The organism is Halomonas elongata DSM 2581 (assembly GCF_000196875.2).
Lineage (GTDB): Bacteria > Pseudomonadota > Gammaproteobacteria > Pseudomonadales > Halomonadaceae > Halomonas > Halomonas elongata.
On the sequence record NC_014532.2, the window covers coordinates 203,035 to 219,343 of the forward strand.

Annotated in this window: 14 protein-coding genes; 5 read left to right on the forward strand and 9 right to left on the reverse strand. The window is 64.5% G+C overall.

From position 1 onward, the window contains the following. Positions 1-48: 48 nt before the first annotated feature. Positions 49-1,461 (forward strand): aminotransferase, encoded by a 1,413-nt coding sequence (locus HELO_RS00890; protein ID WP_013330932.1) that lies wholly within the window; start codon positions 49-51, stop codon positions 1,459-1,461. A gap of 90 nt (positions 1,462-1,551) precedes the next feature. Beyond that, on the forward strand, positions 1,552-2,961 hold the full coding sequence (locus tag HELO_RS00895) for an APC family permease (RefSeq protein WP_013330933.1): 1,410 nt from the start codon (positions 1,552-1,554) through the stop codon (positions 2,959-2,961). 75 nt (positions 2,962-3,036) lie between these two features. Here HELO_RS00895 and HELO_RS00900 read toward each other — a convergent pair whose 3' ends face one another. Together HELO_RS00900 and HELO_RS00905 are read right to left on the reverse strand one after the other, a co-directional pair. After that, on the reverse strand, positions 3,037-3,711 hold the full coding sequence (locus tag HELO_RS00900; protein WP_013330934.1) for an HAD family hydrolase: 675 nt from the start codon (positions 3,709-3,711) through the stop codon (positions 3,037-3,039). A 161-nt stretch (positions 3,712-3,872) separates the two neighbouring features. Further along, positions 3,873-4,730 (reverse strand): helix-turn-helix transcriptional regulator, encoded by an 858-nt coding sequence (locus tag HELO_RS00905; RefSeq protein ID WP_041601832.1) that lies wholly within the window; start codon positions 4,728-4,730, stop codon positions 3,873-3,875. 111 nt (positions 4,731-4,841) lie between these two features. On the opposite strand from HELO_RS00905, the gene HELO_RS00910 reads away from it, so the two are divergent. After that, positions 4,842-6,038: an MFS transporter gene (locus HELO_RS00910; protein ID WP_013330936.1), complete on the forward strand. Its 1,197-nt coding sequence runs from the start codon at positions 4,842-4,844 to the stop codon at positions 6,036-6,038. 74 nt (positions 6,039-6,112) lie between these two features. Continuing rightward, positions 6,113-6,562 carry a GNAT family N-acetyltransferase gene (locus tag HELO_RS00915; protein WP_013330937.1) on the forward strand — a complete coding sequence of 150 codons (450 nt, stop codon included), beginning with the start codon at positions 6,113-6,115 and terminating at the stop codon, positions 6,560-6,562. 64 nt (positions 6,563-6,626) lie between these two features. Here the strand turns inward: HELO_RS00915 and fba are convergent, their stop codons facing one another. The 3 genes from fba to HELO_RS00930 all read right to left on the reverse strand — a co-directional run bounded on the left by fba (position 6,627) and on the right by HELO_RS00930 (position 10,017). Then, positions 6,627-7,691 carry a class II fructose-bisphosphate aldolase gene (fba, locus tag HELO_RS00920; RefSeq protein WP_013330938.1) on the reverse strand — a complete coding sequence of 355 codons (1,065 nt, stop codon included), beginning with the start codon at positions 7,689-7,691 and terminating at the stop codon, positions 6,627-6,629. Positions 7,692-7,776: 85 nt separating this feature from the next. Continuing rightward, positions 7,777-8,946 carry a phosphoglycerate kinase gene (locus tag HELO_RS00925; protein ID WP_013330939.1) on the reverse strand — a complete coding sequence of 390 codons (1,170 nt, stop codon included), beginning with the start codon at positions 8,944-8,946 and terminating at the stop codon, positions 7,777-7,779. Between the two features lie 36 nt (positions 8,947-8,982). Further along, positions 8,983-10,017, reverse strand: a complete 1,035-nt coding sequence (locus HELO_RS00930; protein WP_013330940.1) for a type I glyceraldehyde-3-phosphate dehydrogenase — start codon at positions 10,015-10,017, stop codon at positions 8,983-8,985. A 229-nt stretch (positions 10,018-10,246) separates the two neighbouring features. On the opposite strand from HELO_RS00930, the gene HELO_RS00935 reads away from it, so the two are divergent. Beyond that, complete coding sequence (locus HELO_RS00935; RefSeq protein ID WP_013330941.1) at positions 10,247-11,299, forward strand: class I fructose-bisphosphate aldolase; 1,053 nt, start codon at positions 10,247-10,249, stop codon at positions 11,297-11,299. A gap of 96 nt (positions 11,300-11,395) precedes the next feature. Here the strand turns inward: HELO_RS00935 and tkt are convergent, their stop codons facing one another. From tkt to HELO_RS00955, 4 genes are all read right to left on the reverse strand, one after another. Further along, positions 11,396-13,414 carry a transketolase gene (tkt, locus tag HELO_RS00940; protein WP_013330942.1) on the reverse strand — a complete coding sequence of 673 codons (2,019 nt, stop codon included), beginning with the start codon at positions 13,412-13,414 and terminating at the stop codon, positions 11,396-11,398. Between the two features lie 13 nt (positions 13,415-13,427). After that, the gene (gene tal / locus HELO_RS00945; protein ID WP_013330943.1) at positions 13,428-14,375 is read right to left on the reverse strand and encodes a transaldolase; all 948 of its coding nucleotides are present in this window, start codon (positions 14,373-14,375) and stop codon (positions 13,428-13,430) included. Between the two features lie 90 nt (positions 14,376-14,465). After that, positions 14,466-15,119: a dihydroxyacetone kinase subunit DhaL gene (gene dhaL / locus HELO_RS00950; protein ID WP_013330944.1), complete on the reverse strand. Its 654-nt coding sequence runs from the start codon at positions 15,117-15,119 to the stop codon at positions 14,466-14,468. 24 nt (positions 15,120-15,143) lie between these two features. Beyond that, positions 15,144-16,133 (reverse strand): dihydroxyacetone kinase subunit DhaK, encoded by a 990-nt coding sequence (locus HELO_RS00955; RefSeq protein ID WP_013330945.1) that lies wholly within the window; start codon positions 16,131-16,133, stop codon positions 15,144-15,146. Positions 16,134-16,309: the final 176 nt, after the last annotated feature.

Sequence of the window (16,309 nt, forward strand, 5' to 3'; positions counted from 1 at the left end):
TTGGGAAAGCCTATACTGCCGGCGATTCAGGCAACATGCAGGATACGTATGTCGAATATACCCGATGTCTCGCATTTTTCCAGTCTTGATAACAAGCGCCTTATTGAGTCCGACAAGGCGCATTATATGCATGGTTATCATGCCTTCGATGAGCACCGGCAGCATGGTTCGCTCAACATAACCCAGGGCGATGATGCCTATATCCGTGACGCACAGGGGCAACAGTACCTGGATGCCGTCGGCGGAATGTGGTGCACCAATATTGGTCTGGCAAGGGAAGAAATGGCACAAGCCATTGCCGAGCAGACTCGGCAGCTAGCCTATTCGAATTCCTTCTGCGACATGGCCAATGACCGCGCCATACAGTTGAGTGAAAAGCTCGCCGAGCTGGCACCAGGCGATCTCGATCGTGTCTTCCTGACGACGGGAGGCTCCACGGCGGTGGATACGGCTATCAGGCTGGTTCACTACTACCAGAATTGTCGAGGCAAGCATGAAAAGAAGCAGATCATAACGCGAATAAATGCCTATCATGGCTCCACTTATCTGACCATGTCACTAGGCGGCAAGCAGGCGGATCGCCCGGAGGAATTCGATTTCCTGACCGACGGTATTCATCACCTGAGCTGCCCTAATTTCTATCGCGCACCGGAAGGCGTCAACGAAGCCGAGTTCCTGGAGGGGCTGGTTGCGGAATTTGAGAACAAGATTCTCGAGATCGGCCCTGAGCGGGTCGGTGCCTTTCTCGCCGAGCCGATCATGGGGTCCGGGGGCGTGATCATTCCGCCGGCTGGCTATCATCGGCGCATGTGGGAAGTCTGTCAGCGTCACGATGTGCTCTATATTTCCGACGAAGTCGTGACTTCCTTCGGCAGACTGGGTCACTTCTTCGCCTCGGAGGCGGAGTTCGATATCCAGCCCGATATCATTACCACGGCCAAGGGGTTGACCTCCGGCTACCAGCCTCTGGGCGCCTGCATCTTCTCCGAGCGGATCTGGGAGGTAATTGCCGAGCCCGGCGCCGGACGCTGCTTCAGCCATGGCTTTACCTATTCGGGACACCCGGTGGCATGCGCGGCGGCCCTGAAGAACATCGAGATCCTCGAACGGGAAGCGCTATTGCCGCGAGCCCGCGAAGTCGGTCGCTACTTCGAGCAACGGCTACGTACGCTAGAGGACCTGCCCATCGTCGGTGAGGTGCGGGCCCGATGTTTTATGGCCTGTGTCGAGTTCGTTGCCGACAAGACCACCAGAACGCTGTTCCCCGAGGCGCTCAACATCGGGGAGTGGGTGCATTTGCGTGCCCAGAAACGCGGTCTTTTGGTGAGGCCGATCGTGCACCTCAATGTCATGTCGCCCGCCCTGACACTGACCCACGAGCAAGTCGATTTCGTGGTGGACGTGCTCCGCGAGAGCATTCTCGAGACCCTCGAGGACCTGCGCGCCGCCGGTCACTGGTAGCGGTGACCGGGCGCCTCGACGCGTGCCGGCCACCGTCGAGGCGCTCCCCTCGTCATTCTTGAACTTGCCAACCGTGGGAGTCCTTGTCTTATGGAAGATAACAAGAACAAGGTGTTGCGTTGCCGCGACGTGACCCTCTATACCGTTTCGGCGATGCTGTTCATGGATCAGATCGCCCTTGCCGCCTCACTGGGATCGAGCAGCCTGTTCTGGTGGGCCTATGTGTTGATACTGCTCTTCCTGCCCATGGCCATGATGACCTCCGAGCTTGGCACCACCTATCCGAGCAACGGTGGCGTCTACCATTGGGTACGCAGCGCCTTCGGCTTCCGCTGGGGCGCTCGCGTTTCCTGGCTCTACTGGATCAACAATGCCCTGTGGATGCCGTCGGTCTACATTCTCTTCGCCAGCATGTTCAGCGCCTTCTATTTCCCGGGTATGGGCCTGTGGTCCGAGATTCTCTTGGGATGCAGCCTGGCCCTGGTGACGTCGCTGTGTACCAGCCTCAGTCTGCGGATCGGCAAGTGGTTACCCAATATCGGTGCGGTGCTGAAGTTGATCTCGGTGCTGGTGCTGCTGTTCGGTGGCTTGCGCTATGGGATTCAGGAAGGATTCGCCAATCCCTTCACCTTCGAAGCCGCTTTGCCTTCGTCGCCGGCGGCCATCGCCGCGCTTGGCGTGATGGTCTACGGCATCATGGGGACGGAGCTGGCATGCTGCAGCGCCGCCGAGATGATTCATCCGCGTCGCGATATCCCGCGTGCCATCCTGGCCTCGGGACTGCTGATCGCGACGTTCAATGTGCTGGGGACCATCGGCGTGCTGGCGGCAGTACCCGCCGATCAGGCCGATGTCACGACGCTGTTCGCCGAGTCGCTTTTCAACATGTACGGCCGTGATGGCCTGGGTGGTCTGGTTGCGAACCTGGTCGGCGGTTTCGTGCTCTTCACCTTCTTCACCAATATGGTGACCTGGAGCATGGGTACCAATCGTGCCGCCGTGGAAGCCGCCAAGGCCGGGGAGTTTCCCGACGTGTTCGGTATTGTGCACCCCCGGCACGGGACCCCGGTCGGCTCGGCCCTGCTGGCCTCGGCAGTGAGTATCGTGGTGATGGTGACCTATGGCCTGGTCGCCAATACCTCGGAAGGGCTGTTCTGGACCCTGCTGTCGATCTTCGCGATGATCTTCATGATTCCCTATGTCCTGATGAGCCTGGCCTTCATCAAGTTACGTCTGAGCTCTGATCGACCGCGCCCGTTCCGCCTACCGCTGGGTAATCGTCTGGCTTGCGTCTGGGCCGCTATCGTGGGGCTGCATGTCCTGGCGGGCATCGTGCTGTTCGTGGTGACCCCCGGTGAGCCCATGGACTGGGACTATGCGGGCAAGATCATCCTCGGGGTGCTGTTGGCCTTGGTGGTCGGCGAGATGGTGATCGGTGTCGGTCGGCGTCAGCACAAGCGTCGCCAGTCAGAGGTGCCGGAGGCCATTGGTGCGGGCTGATAGGTGAGCCTGGAGGTCTTTGGCGACTCTCTACAACGGGCCCACGCCATGCGGTGTGGGCCCGTGTTGTGTCGATCAGTTCGCCATGGCCTGTGCCTGGGTCAGGCGCGAGATGACGGTGGGCAGCTGGAACATGCTGGTGATGGAGAGGGCGCCCTCGGGCGTTTCCTCGACATCCGGGAAGCGATTGAGGTGGATCACCGTCATGCCGGCGGCCAGCGCTGCCTGGACGCCGACGAGGGAGTCGTCGATGGCCACGCAATCTGCCGGGGCAAAGCCCATCTGACGGGCGGCATGAAGATAGAGGCCGGGGTCGGGCTTCCAGCACTGGGCATCATAGGCACTGAACAGATGCTCTCCGAAGAGCTCGTCCAGGCCGGTGGCATGCAGGGAGGTGCGAATCTTGTTCGTCGGTCCATTGGAGACCACGCCCATGGGAATCGATGCCAGCACTGCAAGGGCTTCGGTGGCACCTTCGATCGGTGTTAGGTCGGTGGCCAGTCGGCGGTTGAGGTTGGCGCGCATCTCACGCTCGAGCGGCTCGAGGCGTTGCGCGTCCACGCTGCCGTGGCGGCGTTCGAGCTCGGCGACGATGTGCCGGAAGCGCGCACCGCGAAACTCGCCGATGTAGTCGGCGGCCTGAAAGGGCAGGCCGACGGCGTTGAGGCTGGTCGCCATCTCGTCGGCCAGCAGGGGTTCGCTGTCGACCAGGGTGCCATCGCAATCGAAGAGAAGGCAGAGAGGGCGCATTGTCACCGAGCCTCTGTGGGAATGTTGGAAAGCGAACACGCTGCCCCGATGGGGAAGATTGTGTTCATGGTTAATTAAAGACCATATAGCGCACTTTGTGAACAGTGTTCTTCAACTGTTCATCATCCTTGCACCGGGTGTCGCCGATTCGCGAAACGTTACTACCCTGGCGTGATGGGGGGTGTCTTCAGCCAATCCTCGAAGGCTCCGGCCCTGGAGTGCGACTCGCAGGCCGCGTAATAGACCAGACGCAGATGGCGATCCTCGTCCAGCGTGAGGGTCATGTGTTCGAAATCGAGCGTGCCGATGTCCGGGATGAACAGTGAGCGTCGACCGAGGCAGGGGCCGTGGATATCCTGCTGTCGCCACCATGTCTTGAATTCGGGCGCGACGTCTTCCAGCTCCCGGACCAGTTGCTCGATGTCGCTGTCCTCGGGGGCGCTGGCGTAGTCCTGGCGGAAGCTGGATACCAGGCGTGGGGCCTGCTGCTCCCAGGTATCGAAGAGCCTGCGAGTGGCGTCGTCGACGAACAGCATCCATAGCAGGTTGCGTCGTTCCGGGGGCTGTGCCGAGAAGTCGAAGATGCGGTCGGCGGCGGTGTTCCAGGCCAGCACGTCCCAGCGCAAGTTGAGGACATAGGCGGGCCGGTGGGGAAGGTCGTCGAGCAGCCGCTGCGCCAGGCTGGGCATGGTGCACCAGGTCCGCTTGCTCTCCGTTGGAGGGCGTTGGTGAACGAGCAGATAGAGGTGGCGGCGTTCGGCGGCGTCCAACCGCAAGACTCGGGCGAGGCTGTCCAGAAAGCCCGTGGAAACGCCAATGTCGCGCCCCTGTTCCAGCCAGGTGTACCAGGTGACCCCGACGCCGGCCAGCGCCGCGACTTCTTCCCGTCTCAAGCCCGGCGTGCGACGGCGATTGCCACGCGGCAGTCCGAGCATTTCCGGCGATAGTCGCTCCCTGCGGCTCCGCAGGAAGTCCGCAAGCTCGGGACGAGTGCGTGCCAAACTCCGTGATGCGCACATACGAATACTCTTAGTAATAGAATAATTGGTTAAATTGTAACCCCATAAATAAGCTTGGACCATAGCTCCTCCAAGGAGGCGTTCGGCCTCGGAACCAAGGGGGAGATGGAAATGCTGAACCGAGAACTGTCGACGGCCATGATGGTAGCTGTCGGCGCCTTTGCCCTGGGGATGGCGTCCTACGCCACGGCGGGTTTGATTCCCATGATCGAGATCGAGTTATCGGTTTCCGTGTCGTTGGCGGCCCAGTTGGTGACGGCGTTCACCCTGGCCTATGGGCTGGGATCGCCGCTGCTGGTGGCAGTCCTGCCTGCCCATCGTCAGCGCATCGGGTTGCTTGGCTCGTTGGCGGTATTCGTGATCGCCAATGTCGCCAGTGCGCTGGCAAACGATATCGTGACCCTGGTCGTGCTGCGGGCCGTGGCGGGAATCGGCGCCGGTGTCTATCTGGCCCTGGGCATTGCGGCGGCGGCGAGCTTGGCCGGAGAGCGCCGACGAGGCAAGGCCATCGCCATCGTCATGGGTGGCATGGCCAGCGGGACCGTGCTGGGAGTGCCGGTCAGCCTGCTGTTGGCGGAACGGTTGGGTTGGCAGGCCGCTTTCTGGTTGATTGCCATGCTCGGTGGAGTGACCTTGCTGGGCATGCTGTGGCGCCTGCCGACGCTGCCCGACACACCCTCGGTATCCATGCGAAGCAAGCTGGCGGTCATGGCGGACCGTCGTGTCGTCGCCATTCTGGGCGTTTCGCTACTCGCCGCCATCGCGAGCCTGGGGATGTATACCTTCATCGCCCCCTTCGTTGCGGCTTACGCCGAGAGTGAAACGATCTCGGTCACTCCCTACCTCTGGGTCTGGGGCATCGGTGGCGTGGTCGGCAGCTTCCTGGTCGGTGCCGTGGTGGATCGCGTACGAGGACCCAAGGTCACGCTGGGCATCATGTTGCTGCTGGCGACGGCGCTGATCCTGTTGCCGGTGCTGGCGCCATATCGGCTGGCGATGACGATGCTGCCCCTGGTCGTCTGGGGAGCCGTCGGTTGGGCGCTGCAGGTGCCGCAGAATGATGAGCTGTTCAAGGCGCGCAGCATGGCTGGCGATGGTCATCTGGCGATCGCGCTGAACGAATCGGCGCTGTATCTGGGGAGCGCCATTGGTTCCGCCGTCGGCGGGGTGATACTGGCCATGCAATGGCCGGTCTGGGGACTGGCCGTGGGGGCTGCCGCCATCGCGATGCTTGGTGCGGTGCTGCAGTGCGCCCTGGTGGTTCAGGAGGGCCGGCGTGTCAGGGAGCTTGATGCCCCCGTCGCCTGATTCCGGCCTGTGTGGCTTGCCGGTGTGGCGAGGGCTTGGCATTGTCGGATCTTCCTGGTCGAACGGAGTTCGAGATGCCGACATTCTCCCGTGTTGCACCGCAGGAACTGCCTATGCCGTTGCTGCTGCTGGCGGATCCGTCCGAGCATCATATCGCCACCTACCTTGAGGGTGCCTTGTGCTATCTGGCCAGCGAGCAGGGGCAGCCGGTCGGAGCCTGTGTGCTCAACGTCAACCGCGACGGTGTGCTGGAGTTGTTCAACATCGCCGTGGCGATCGAGGCCCAGGCGCAAGGTATCGGCTCGGCGCTGCTCGAACATGTCATTGCCGATGCCCGAGCGCAGGGGTATGCGCGCATCGAGCTGGGTACCGGCACTTTCGGCCATCAGCTGGCCTTCTACCAGCGTGCCGGTTTCCGGGTCGAGTCCGTGATCCGGGACCACTTTCTCGATCACTACGATGAACCGATCCATGAGCGGGGGATCCAGCACAAGGACATGCTGCGCCTGGCCTTGACGCTGTAGCATCGAAAAAAAGAGGGACGGCGCCAAGGCCGTCCCTCTTTGTGTGCCGGTCACATCGGCCGGCTTACTTCACTCGCGGATCCAGTTCGCCACGCTCGTAGCGCAGGAACATCTCTTCGAGGTTGATCGGCTTGATCTTCGAGGCGTTGCCGGCGGTGCCGAAGGCTTCGTAGCGGGCCTTGCAGACTTCCTTCATGGCCGCGGTGCTGACCTTGAGGAACTTGCGCGGATCGAACTCGGCAGGGTTCTTGGCCAAGAAGCGGCGCACCGCACCGGTGGACGCCAGGCGCAGGTCGGTGTCGATGTTGACCTTGCGCACGCCGTGCTTGATGCCCTCGACGATTTCCTCGACGGGGACGCCGTAGGTCTCGGGGATCTCACCACCGAACTCGTTGATCACCTCGAGCCATTCCTGGGGCACCGAGGAGGAGCCGTGCATCACCAGGTGAGTCTCCGGGATGCGGGCATGAATCTCCTTGATGCGCTGGATGGAGAGGGTGTCGCCGGTGGGCGGACGGGTGAACTTGTAGGCGCCGTGGCTGGTGCCGATGGCGATGGCCAGGGCGTCGACATGGGTCGCCTTGACGAAGTCGGCGGCCTCTTCGGGATCGGTGAGCAACTGATCGTGATCGAGCTTGCCCTCGGCGCCGACGCCATCCTCTTCACCGGCCATGCCGGTTTCCAGGCTGCCCAGGCAGCCCAGCTCGCCCTCGACGGAAACGCCGCAGGCGTGGGCCATCTCGACGGTGCGACGGGTGACATCGACGTTGTAGTCGTAACTGGTCGGCGTCTTGCCGTCCTCGCCCAGCGAGCCGTCCATCATTACCGAGGAGAAGCCGAGCTGGATGGAGCGCTGGCACACGGCGGGGCTGGTGCCGTGGTCCTGATGCATGGCCACCGGGATATGCGGAAACTCCTCGACGGCGGCCAGGATGAGGTGGCGCAGGAAGGGTGCGCCGGCGTACTTGCGGGCGCCGGCGGAGGCCTGGACGATCACCGGAGAATCGGTTTCGTCGGCGGCCTCCATGATGGCGCGCATCTGCTCGAGGTTGTTGACGTTGAAGGCCGGGACGCCGTAGCCGTGTTCGGCGGCGTGGTCCAGCATCTGGCGCATGCTGATCAGTGCCATGTTTCGTACCTGTCTAGCGTGACGGCGGCGCCGTCCTGGGACGGCGCCGCACCGAGAGTCGATCGTTTGGAATCCGCGTAGTGTATCAGGCCTTGTCGGCCGCGGCTTCTAGGGCGGCTACGGCGGGCAGCGTCTTGCCTTCCACGTATTCGAGGAAGGCGCCGCCGCCGGTGGAGATGTAAGAAACCCGGTCGGCGATGCCGTACTTGTCGATGGCCGCCAGGGTGTCACCGCCGCCGGCGATGGAGAAGGCCGGGCTTTCGGCGATGGCCTGGGACAGTGCCTCGGTGCCGCGACCGAACTGATCGATCTCGAACACGCCCACCGGGCCGTTCCACAGGATGGTGCCGGCGGCCTTGAGTTGCTCGCCGAGGCGTGCAGCGGTGTCGGGGCCGATGTCGAGGATCATCTCGTCATCCTGCACCTGGTCCACCGGCTTGGTCACGGCCGTGGCGCTTTCGGAGAATTCGGTGGCCACCACCACGTCGCTGGGCAGCGGAATCTCGACCCGGGCCATCAGGGCCTTGGCCTGTTCGACCAGGTCGCTTTCATGCAGCGACTTGCCGACGTTGTAGCCGGCCGCCGCGATGAAGGTGTTGGCGATGCCGCCACCGACGATCAGGCGGTCGCACTTCTCGGCCAGGGCGGTGAGCACCTCGAGCTTGGTGGAGACCTTGGAGCCGCCGACGATGGCCGTCATCGGGCGGGCCGGGGTGGCCAGGGCCTTTTCCAGGGCGCTGAGCTCGTCGGCCAGCAAGGGACCGGCGCAGGCCTCGGGGGCGAAGCGTGCCACGCCATGAGTGGAGGCCTGGGCGCGGTGAGCGGTGCCGAAGGCGTCCATCACGTAGACGTCGCACAGTGCCGCGTACCGCTTGGCCAGTGCCTCGTCGTCCTTCTTCTCGCCGCTGTTGAAGCGCACGTTCTCGAGCAGTACGACCTCGCCGTCGGCGAGCTCGACGTCACCGTCGAGGTAGTCCTTGACCAGGCGTACGCGGCGCTCGAGCAGCTCGCCGAGATGATCCGCCACCGGGGCCAGCGAGAATTCCTCGGCGGGCTCACCCTCGGTGGGGCGTCCCAGGTGGCTCATCAGCATCACCCGGGCGCCGGCTTCCAGGGCTGCCCGGATGGTCGGCAGGCAGGCCCGCAGGCGGGCATCGCTGGTCACCTTGCCGTGCTTGACGGGCACGTTCAGGTCCTCGCGGATCAGTACACGCTTGCCGCGTAGGTCGAGGTCGGTCATCTTGCGCACGTTCATGGAAGCAGATTCCTCGTCTGGGGAAGCCGAAGGGAGTCAGGCGTCGGTAGGTGGCGCCGCGCCCAGCCTGGCGATCCGGCCGGCGACATCGAGCATGCGGTTGGCGAACCCCCACTCGTTGTCGAACCAGCACAGCATCTTGATCAGGCGGCCGCCGGCCACCCGGGTCTGGGTGGCATCCACGATACCGGAGCGCGGATCGTGGTTGAAGTCGATCGAGGCCATGGGCTCCTCGGTGTAGCCGAGCAGCCCGGAAAGCCGGGTGTGGCTTGCCTCGTGCAGCAGGTCGTTGACCGTTTCGGCCGTGGTGTCGGTGCGCACGCACAGCGCCAGGTCCATGGCCGAAACGTTGATGGTCGGCACGCGCACGTGCAGGCACTCGAAGCGCTCGGCCAGGTGCGGCATCAGGCGGTTGATGCCCCGGGCCAGCCCGGTGTCGACGGGCACGATGGAATGCATGGCCGAACGCGTCAGGCGAAGATCGGTCTGATGGTAGGCGTCGATCACCGGCTGGTCGTTCATCGCCGAGTGTATGGTGGTGGTCACGCCGTGCTCCAGGCCCAGCGCCTCGTCGAGCACGGTCAGCACCGGCACCAGGCAGTTGGTGGTGCAGGAGGCGGCAGAGATGATTCGGCACGACGCCGTCAGGTCGGCATCGTTGATGCCGGTGACGATGGTGGCGTCGACGTCGCTCTCGGCAGGCTGGGAGAACAGCAGTCGGCCGGCGCCGGCGCTCAGGTGGCGCTCGGCGGTGGCACGATCCTTGAAGCTGCCCGAGCATTCCAGCACCAGGTCGATGCCGAGCTCGTCCCAGGGCAGCCGGCTCGGCTCGGACTCGGACAGCACCCGGATCGGTCGGCCGTCGATCACCAGATGGTCGCCGTCAGCCTCGACGTGGCCGGGAAAGCGGCCATGGGTGGTGTCGTAACGCGTCAGATAGGCGATGGTGTCGAGCCCCGACAGCTCATTGATGGCCACCACTTCCAGATCGGGCTCGCGGCGCTCGATGAGCGCGCGAAGCACGCACTGGCCGATGCGGCCGTAACCGTTGATGGCGATGCGATGAGCCATGAGATGCCTCGAACTATGCTGGCGCCGGAAAACTCGAGCCCGCGATTCTAGCGCAAATCCGGGCGGACGTCCCGGGGGCGGGGACTGGACGCGCTCGCCAGGCTTCGGCAGTCTGTGGCTGGCCACCCGCATGCGATGGCCGGGCCTGAGTTAGGACACTAGGCTAGATGGTGCATCCCCGTTACCCGTCGAACTATCAAGGCGAACGACCAAGGAGAGGAAACGTACAATGACCGATATCCCACAGCTACTCGGCGATGAGGCGGACAGCCTGCTGAATCATGAGTGCCGGGGCGTGCCGGCCGAGTCGCTCTATAAGCCGGGTCCGGACTTCATCGACCGCGTGATGGCGGATAGTGATCGCAGTCCCCAGGTGCTGCGCAACCTGCAGTCCATCTATAACCACGGCCGCCTGGGCGGCACCGGCTATGTCAGCATCCTGCCGGTCGACCAGGGCATCGAGCACTCGGCCGGTGCCTCGTTCGCGCCCAATCCGCTCTATTTCGATCCCGCCAACATCGTCGAGCTGGCCATCGAAGGTGGCTGCAACTGCGTGGCTTCGACACTCGGTGGCCTGGCCTCGGTGGCGCGTCGCTACGCCCACAAGATTCCGATGATGGTGAAGCTCAACCACAACGAGACGCTGACCTATCCGGCGGTCTACGACCAGACGCTGTTCGGTCAGGTCGAGCAGGCGCATGCCATGGGCTGCGCGGCGGTGGGCGCGACCATCTACTTCGGCTCGCCCGAGAGCCGTCGCCAGATCACCGAGATCAGCGAGGCCTTCGAACGGGCCCACCAACTGGGCATGGTCACGGTGTTGTGGGCCTACCTGCGCAATCCCGAGTTCAAGAAGGATGGCAGCGACTATCATGTCGCCTCCGACCTCACCGGTCAGGCCATCCATATGGCGGCGACCATCAAGGCCGACATCGTCAAGCAGAAGCTGGCGGAGAACAACGGCGGCTATCGGGCCGTCGGCTTCGGCCACACCCACGACAAGGTCTATGACGAACTGACCTCGGACCATCCCATCGACCTGGCGCGCTATCAGGTGGCCAACTGCTACATGGGGCGCATCGGCCTGATCAACTCGGGGGGCGGTTCCAAGGGCCACTCCGACCTCGGCGAGGCGGTGCGCACCGCGGTGATCAACAAGCGTGCCGGCGGCATGGGGCTGATCTCCGGTCGCAAGGCCTTCCAGAAGCCCATGGCCGAAGGCGTCGAACTGCTCAACGCCATCCAGGATGTGTATCTGGACGACAGGATCAGCATCGCCTGAGAAAAGATCGGATCTTCCGAGGCGCAAGTCTCGGTGACGCAAAAGGGCGCGGCCAATTGGCCGCGCCCTTTCATTTTCCTGAGCGGCCAGGTGTGCTCAGTCCTCGGCGTCGTCGAGCATTTGCTCGGCCTCGTCGACGACGTTGTCGACGGTGAAGCCGAAGTGCTTGAACAGGTCGCCGGCCGGGGCGGATTCGCCGAAGGTGGTCATGCCGATGACCCGCCCCTCGAGGCCGACGTACTTGTACCAGAGATCCGGGTGGCCGGCCTCGATGACGAGGCGGTTGCCGATTTCGGCGGGCAGCACCCGCTGGCGGTACTCGGCGTCCTGGGCGTCGAAGACGTCGGTGGCGGGCATGGAGACCACGCGCACCCGGCGGCCCTTGTCGGCGAGGGCCGTGGCGGCGTCCATGGCCAGGCCGACCTCGGAACCGGTGGCGATCAGGATCAGCTCCGGCGTGCCGTCGCTGTCCTTGAGGATGTAGCCGCCGCGCTGGATGTCGGCGAGTTGCTGCTTGTCGCGGGCCTGATGCGGCAGGTTCTGGCGCGACAGCACCAGGGCGGTGGGGCCGGACTGGCGCTTGAGGGCGGCGTTCCAGGCCGCGGCGGTCTCCACGGCATCGCAGGGGCGCCAGGTCGACATGTTGGGCGTCGAGCGCAGAGTGGTCAGCTGCTCCACCGGCTGGTGGGTGGGGCCGTCCTCGCCGAGGCCGATGGAGTCGTGGGTGAACACGTAGATACTGCGCACGCCCATCAGCGCGGCCATGCGCACGGCGTTGCGCATGTACTCCATGAAGATCAGGAAGGTCGCGGTGTAGGGCACGAAGCCGCCGTGCAGGGCGATGCCGTTGGCGATGGCGGCCATGCCGAACTCGCGCACGCCATAGTGCAGGTAGTTGCCGTCGGGCGCGCCCTCACGCGAGCCCTCGGGGCCGATCACCTTGGCACCGTTCCAGACCGTCAGGTTGGAGGGCGCCAGGTCGGCGCTGCCGCCGAGCAGCTCGGGCAGCTGCGGGCCGAGCTCGTTGAGGCAGGCCAGCGAGGCCTTGCGCGAGGCGGTGGTCTCGGCCTTGTCCTGGGCCTGTTCGATCAGCGCTTCGCTGGTCAACTCGGCGGGCAGCTCGCCCTTCTGGCGGCGCAGGAACTCGCGGGCCAACTCGGGATGGGCCTCGGCGTAGCGCTCGAACCGTGCCTGCCAGTCGGCCTGGCGGGTGCGGCCGGCCTCGCTGGCGTCCCAGCCCTGGTAGATGTCCTCCGGCACATGGAAGGGCGCATGCGGCCAGTCGAGCTGCTCGCGGGCGGCGGCGACCTCGTCCTCGCCCAGCGCCGCGCCGTGGCAGGACTCCTTGCCCTGCTTGTTGGGTGCGCCGAAGCCGATCACCGTCTTGCAGATGATCAGGCTGGGCTTGTCGCTGTGCTGGCGGGCCAGCTCGATGGCCGCCTTGACCTCGTCGGGCTGGTGGCCGTCGACATTGGGCACCACGTGCCAGCCGTAGGCCTCGAAGCGCTTGGCGGTGTCGTCGGTGAACCAGCCTTCGACCTCGCCGTCGATGGAGATGCCGTTGTCGTCGTAGAAGGCGATCAGCTTGCCGAGCTGCTGGGTGCCGGCCAGGGAGGCGACCTCATGGGAGATGCCTTCCATCAGGCAGCCGTCGCCGACGAAGCAGTAGGTGTGATGGTCGACGATGGTGTGGCCGGGGCGGTTGAACTGGGCGGCCAGGGTGCGCTCGGCGATGGCCATGCCGACGGCGTTGGCCAGGCCCTGGCCCAGCGGGCCGGTGGTGGTCTCGATACCCGGCGCATAGCCGTACTCGGGATGGCCGGCGGTCTTGGCGTGCAGCTGGCGGAAGTTCTGCAACTGCTCGAGGCCGAGCTCGTAGCCGGAGAGATGCAGCAGGGAATAGAGGAGCATGGAGCCGTGGCCGTTGGAGAGCACGAAGCGGTCACGGTCGGGCCAGTGGGGATCGGCGGGGTTGTGGACGAGGAAATCGTTCCACAGGACCTCGGCGATATCGGCCATGCCCATGGGGGCGCCGGGGTGACCGGAGTTGGCCTTCTGGACGGCATCCATGGAAAGGGCGCGAATGGCATTGGCCAGTTCGAAACGGGATGGCATGGGGACTCCTGGATCAGAGGCGGTCGGCGATGCGTTGCTCGAGGCGTGACTGGTCTTCGTCGAAACGACGAATGCCTTCGGCCAGCTTGTCGTTGGCCATGGCATCCTGATTGTGCTCCCAGCGGAAGCCGGACTCGCTGAGCGATGTCGGACGCGGACCGCCGTTACGTGTCATGAGCACCTTGGCTTTGACGGTTCCCGGTGTGGTGGCCAGCTCTTCGAGCAACGCCGGCGAGATGGTCAGCCGCGGGCAGCCAGCGAGTGCCAGGACCTGGTCGGCGGTGCGGAAACTGGCCCCCATGACCACGGTGTCATAGCCGCCCTGGCTGACGCGTTCGCAGACACCGCGCACGAACTGTACGCCGGGGTCGTTTTCGGGGGTGAAATCCCGGCCGCTTTCTTTCTTGTACCAGTCGGTGACCCGACCGACGAAGGGCGAGACCAGAAAGACGCCGGCATCGAAGCAGGCCTGGGCCTGGGCATCGCTGAACAGCAGCGTCAGGTTGCAGTTGATGCCTTCCTTCTCCAGTACCTCGGCGGCACGGATGCCCTCCCAGGTCGAGGCCAGCTTGATCAATACCCGGTCGCGACCGATGCCGCGCTGTGCGTAGAGCTCGATCAGCTCATGGGCCTTGCGGATGCTGGCCTGGGTATCGAAGGACAGTCGGGCGGCCACTTCGGTGGAGACGCGCCCGGGGACCACGCCGGCGATCTCGCTGCCCATGGCCACGGCCAGGTGATCGACGGCCCGGGCGGCGCGCTCCTGTTTGTCACCCTGGGCGGGGAGTGCGGCCAGTTCCCGTTCGATCAGCGGCTGATAGCCGGGCATGTCGAAGGCCTTGAGGATCAAGGACGGGTTGGTGGTGGCGTCCTGGGGCTGGTAGCGCCGTATGGCGTCCAGGTCGCCGGTGTCGGCGACCACCAGGGAGTGCTGCTTGAGAGCATCGAGTCGTGAAGCCATGGCTATCTCCACTGGAACAATGGGCGAGGGGCGCCCGGACAGTGCCGAGCACCATCCGGGCGAAGAATCTGGAAGGCCGCTCGCGTCGCGTCAGGCGGCGGCTTTCTCCAGGTGACGCTCGGTGCTGTCGGCGAGCGTCACCAGCAGCAGCCGGCAGGAGACGGCACCGGCGTCGAGGTGGCCTCTGGAGCGTTCGCCCAGCCTGGCGGCGCGACCGATACGGGCTTCCAGCTCCCGGGTGGACTCGCAGCCGCGTTCAGCACCCTGGCGAAGGGCGTCCAGAGCGGCGGGGAAATCCTCTCCGTTATCCGCCGCGCGACGATAGTCGTCGACGGCCGGCACCAGGGTATCGAGCAGGCACTTGTCGCCGACCTGCGCGTCGCTGATGCCTTGAAGGGCATTCAGGCCGCCGGTCAGCATGTCGCCGAAGGCCCTGGCATCGAGGGCCTCGCATTCCTTGATGGCGTTGCTCATGCCGAGAAAAAGACTGCCGTAGAGCGGGCCCATGGAGCCGCCGATGGAGCCCATCAAGGTCGTGGCGAGAGTGCCCAGCGCCTTGGAGAGGCCCAGTGACTGGCCCTGGATCGACTCGCCGCACAAGCGAAACCCCTTGGCCATGTTGATGCCGTGGTCGCCGTCGCCGATGGCGCCGTCGACTTCGCTCAGGTAGTTGCGGTTCTCGACGATGACATCGACCAGCGCCTCGAGAATGTCGGTACCGTGAGTGGTGTTCAGATATTGCATGGGGGCTCCCGAATGTGAAGGCAGTCAGCGGGTGATGGCCAGCGAGCGGGCCGGCGCGTCGATGAGGGGCTTGAGCTCATCGTCGAGCTTCATCACCGTCAGGGTCGCCCCCATCATCTCCAGTGACGTGAAGTAGTTGCCGATATCGGCGCGGTGCACGGTGACGTTCTCGGCCTCGAGGCGGTCGGCGATATGGGCGTACAGCAGGTTGAGTTCCATGTTCGGCGTGGCGCCGAGCCCCGAGACCAGTACCGCCACCTCGCCGCCGGTGAAATCCTGGTCGGCGAGAACCGGATCGCACATCGATCTGGCTATCGAAGCGGCATCGGTCAGGGGAGCCACCTCGATCCCCGGTTCGCCATGGTGGCCGATGCCTAGCTCCATATGGCCGGGCTCGATCGAGAAGTTGGGCTTGCCATTGGCGGGGATGGTGCAACTGCTCAAGCCGATGCCGATGCTCGAGCAGGCGTCGACGGCCTTCTGGGCCAGGCGAATCACCTCGGACAGGTCGTCGCCGCGTGCGGCGGCGGCACCGCCCACCTTCCACATCATGATCTCGCCGGCGACGCCTCGTCTCTGGTCACGCTGGTCGGCCGGGGCGGAGGCGACATCGTCCCGGGCGATCACGGTCTTGACGTCGATGCCTTCCATCTCCGCCATCTGGCGCGCCATTTTCACATTCATGTTGTCACCGGCGTAGTTGCCGTACAGGCAGGCCACGCCACGCCCCCGGTCGGCGGCCCGGAAGGCATCGAGGAAGGCATCCGCGGTGGGCGACGAGAAGATCTCGCCGATCGCCACGGCATCGCACAGCCCTTCGCCGACATAGCCCAAGAAGGCGGGCTCGTGCCCGGAACCACCGCCGGTGACCACACCGACCTTGTCGGGTGTCTCGCCGGCGTACTTGAGCACCCGGGGGTGGTCGGTGGCGGCGTAGAGCGAGGGGGACGCTCGCAGATAGCCGCGGACCGCGTCATCCACCACGTTATCGGGGTCGTTGATGATGCGCTGCATGGCGTGTTCCTCAAGTTGTGGGTTGTTGTCGTCGTGTTGGCCTGGCCGGAAGCCGAGTGACGGCTGGTCAATGCCATAAATGTTCGATATGTGATCAAATGTTTAGGCTTGTCGTCGAGACATGTCAAGGCCGTCCTGGCGAGAGGAGGTGAGACTTTGGTCGCTCCTTGTTCTTT

Bases quoted from the DNA above. Each gene is read 5' to 3' on its own strand.
- dhaL (WP_013330944.1), bottom strand. From the start codon at position 15,119: ATGCAATATCTGAACACCACTCACGGTACCGACATTCTCGAGGCGCTG.
- HELO_RS00895 (WP_013330933.1), top strand. From the start codon at position 1,552: ATGGAAGATAACAAGAACAAGGTGTTGCGTTGCCGCGACGTGACCCTC.
- HELO_RS00915 (WP_013330937.1), top strand. From the start codon at position 6,113: ATGCCGACATTCTCCCGTGTTGCACCGCAGGAACTGCCTATGCCGTTG.
- HELO_RS00955 (WP_013330945.1), bottom strand. From the start codon at position 16,133: ATGCAGCGCATCATCAACGACCCCGATAACGTGGTGGATGACGCGGTC.
- HELO_RS00910 (WP_013330936.1), top strand. From the start codon at position 4,842: ATGCTGAACCGAGAACTGTCGACGGCCATGATGGTAGCTGTCGGCGCC.
- tkt (WP_013330942.1), bottom strand. From the start codon at position 13,414: ATGCCATCCCGTTTCGAACTGGCCAATGCCATTCGCGCCCTTTCCATG.
- HELO_RS00905 (WP_041601832.1), bottom strand. From the start codon at position 4,730: ATGTGCGCATCACGGAGTTTGGCACGCACTCGTCCCGAGCTTGCGGAC.
- HELO_RS00930 (WP_013330940.1), bottom strand. From the start codon at position 10,017: ATGGCTCATCGCATCGCCATCAACGGTTACGGCCGCATCGGCCAGTGC.
- HELO_RS00925 (WP_013330939.1), bottom strand. From the start codon at position 8,946: ATGAACGTGCGCAAGATGACCGACCTCGACCTACGCGGCAAGCGTGTA.
- fba (WP_013330938.1), bottom strand. From the start codon at position 7,691: ATGGCACTGATCAGCATGCGCCAGATGCTGGACCACGCCGCCGAACAC.
- HELO_RS00935 (WP_013330941.1), top strand. From the start codon at position 10,247: ATGACCGATATCCCACAGCTACTCGGCGATGAGGCGGACAGCCTGCTG.
- tal (WP_013330943.1), bottom strand. From the start codon at position 14,375: ATGGCTTCACGACTCGATGCTCTCAAGCAGCACTCCCTGGTGGTCGCC.
- HELO_RS00890 (WP_013330932.1), top strand. From the start codon at position 49: ATGTCGAATATACCCGATGTCTCGCATTTTTCCAGTCTTGATAACAAG.
- HELO_RS00900 (WP_013330934.1), bottom strand. From the start codon at position 3,711: ATGCGCCCTCTCTGCCTTCTCTTCGATTGCGATGGCACCCTGGTCGAC.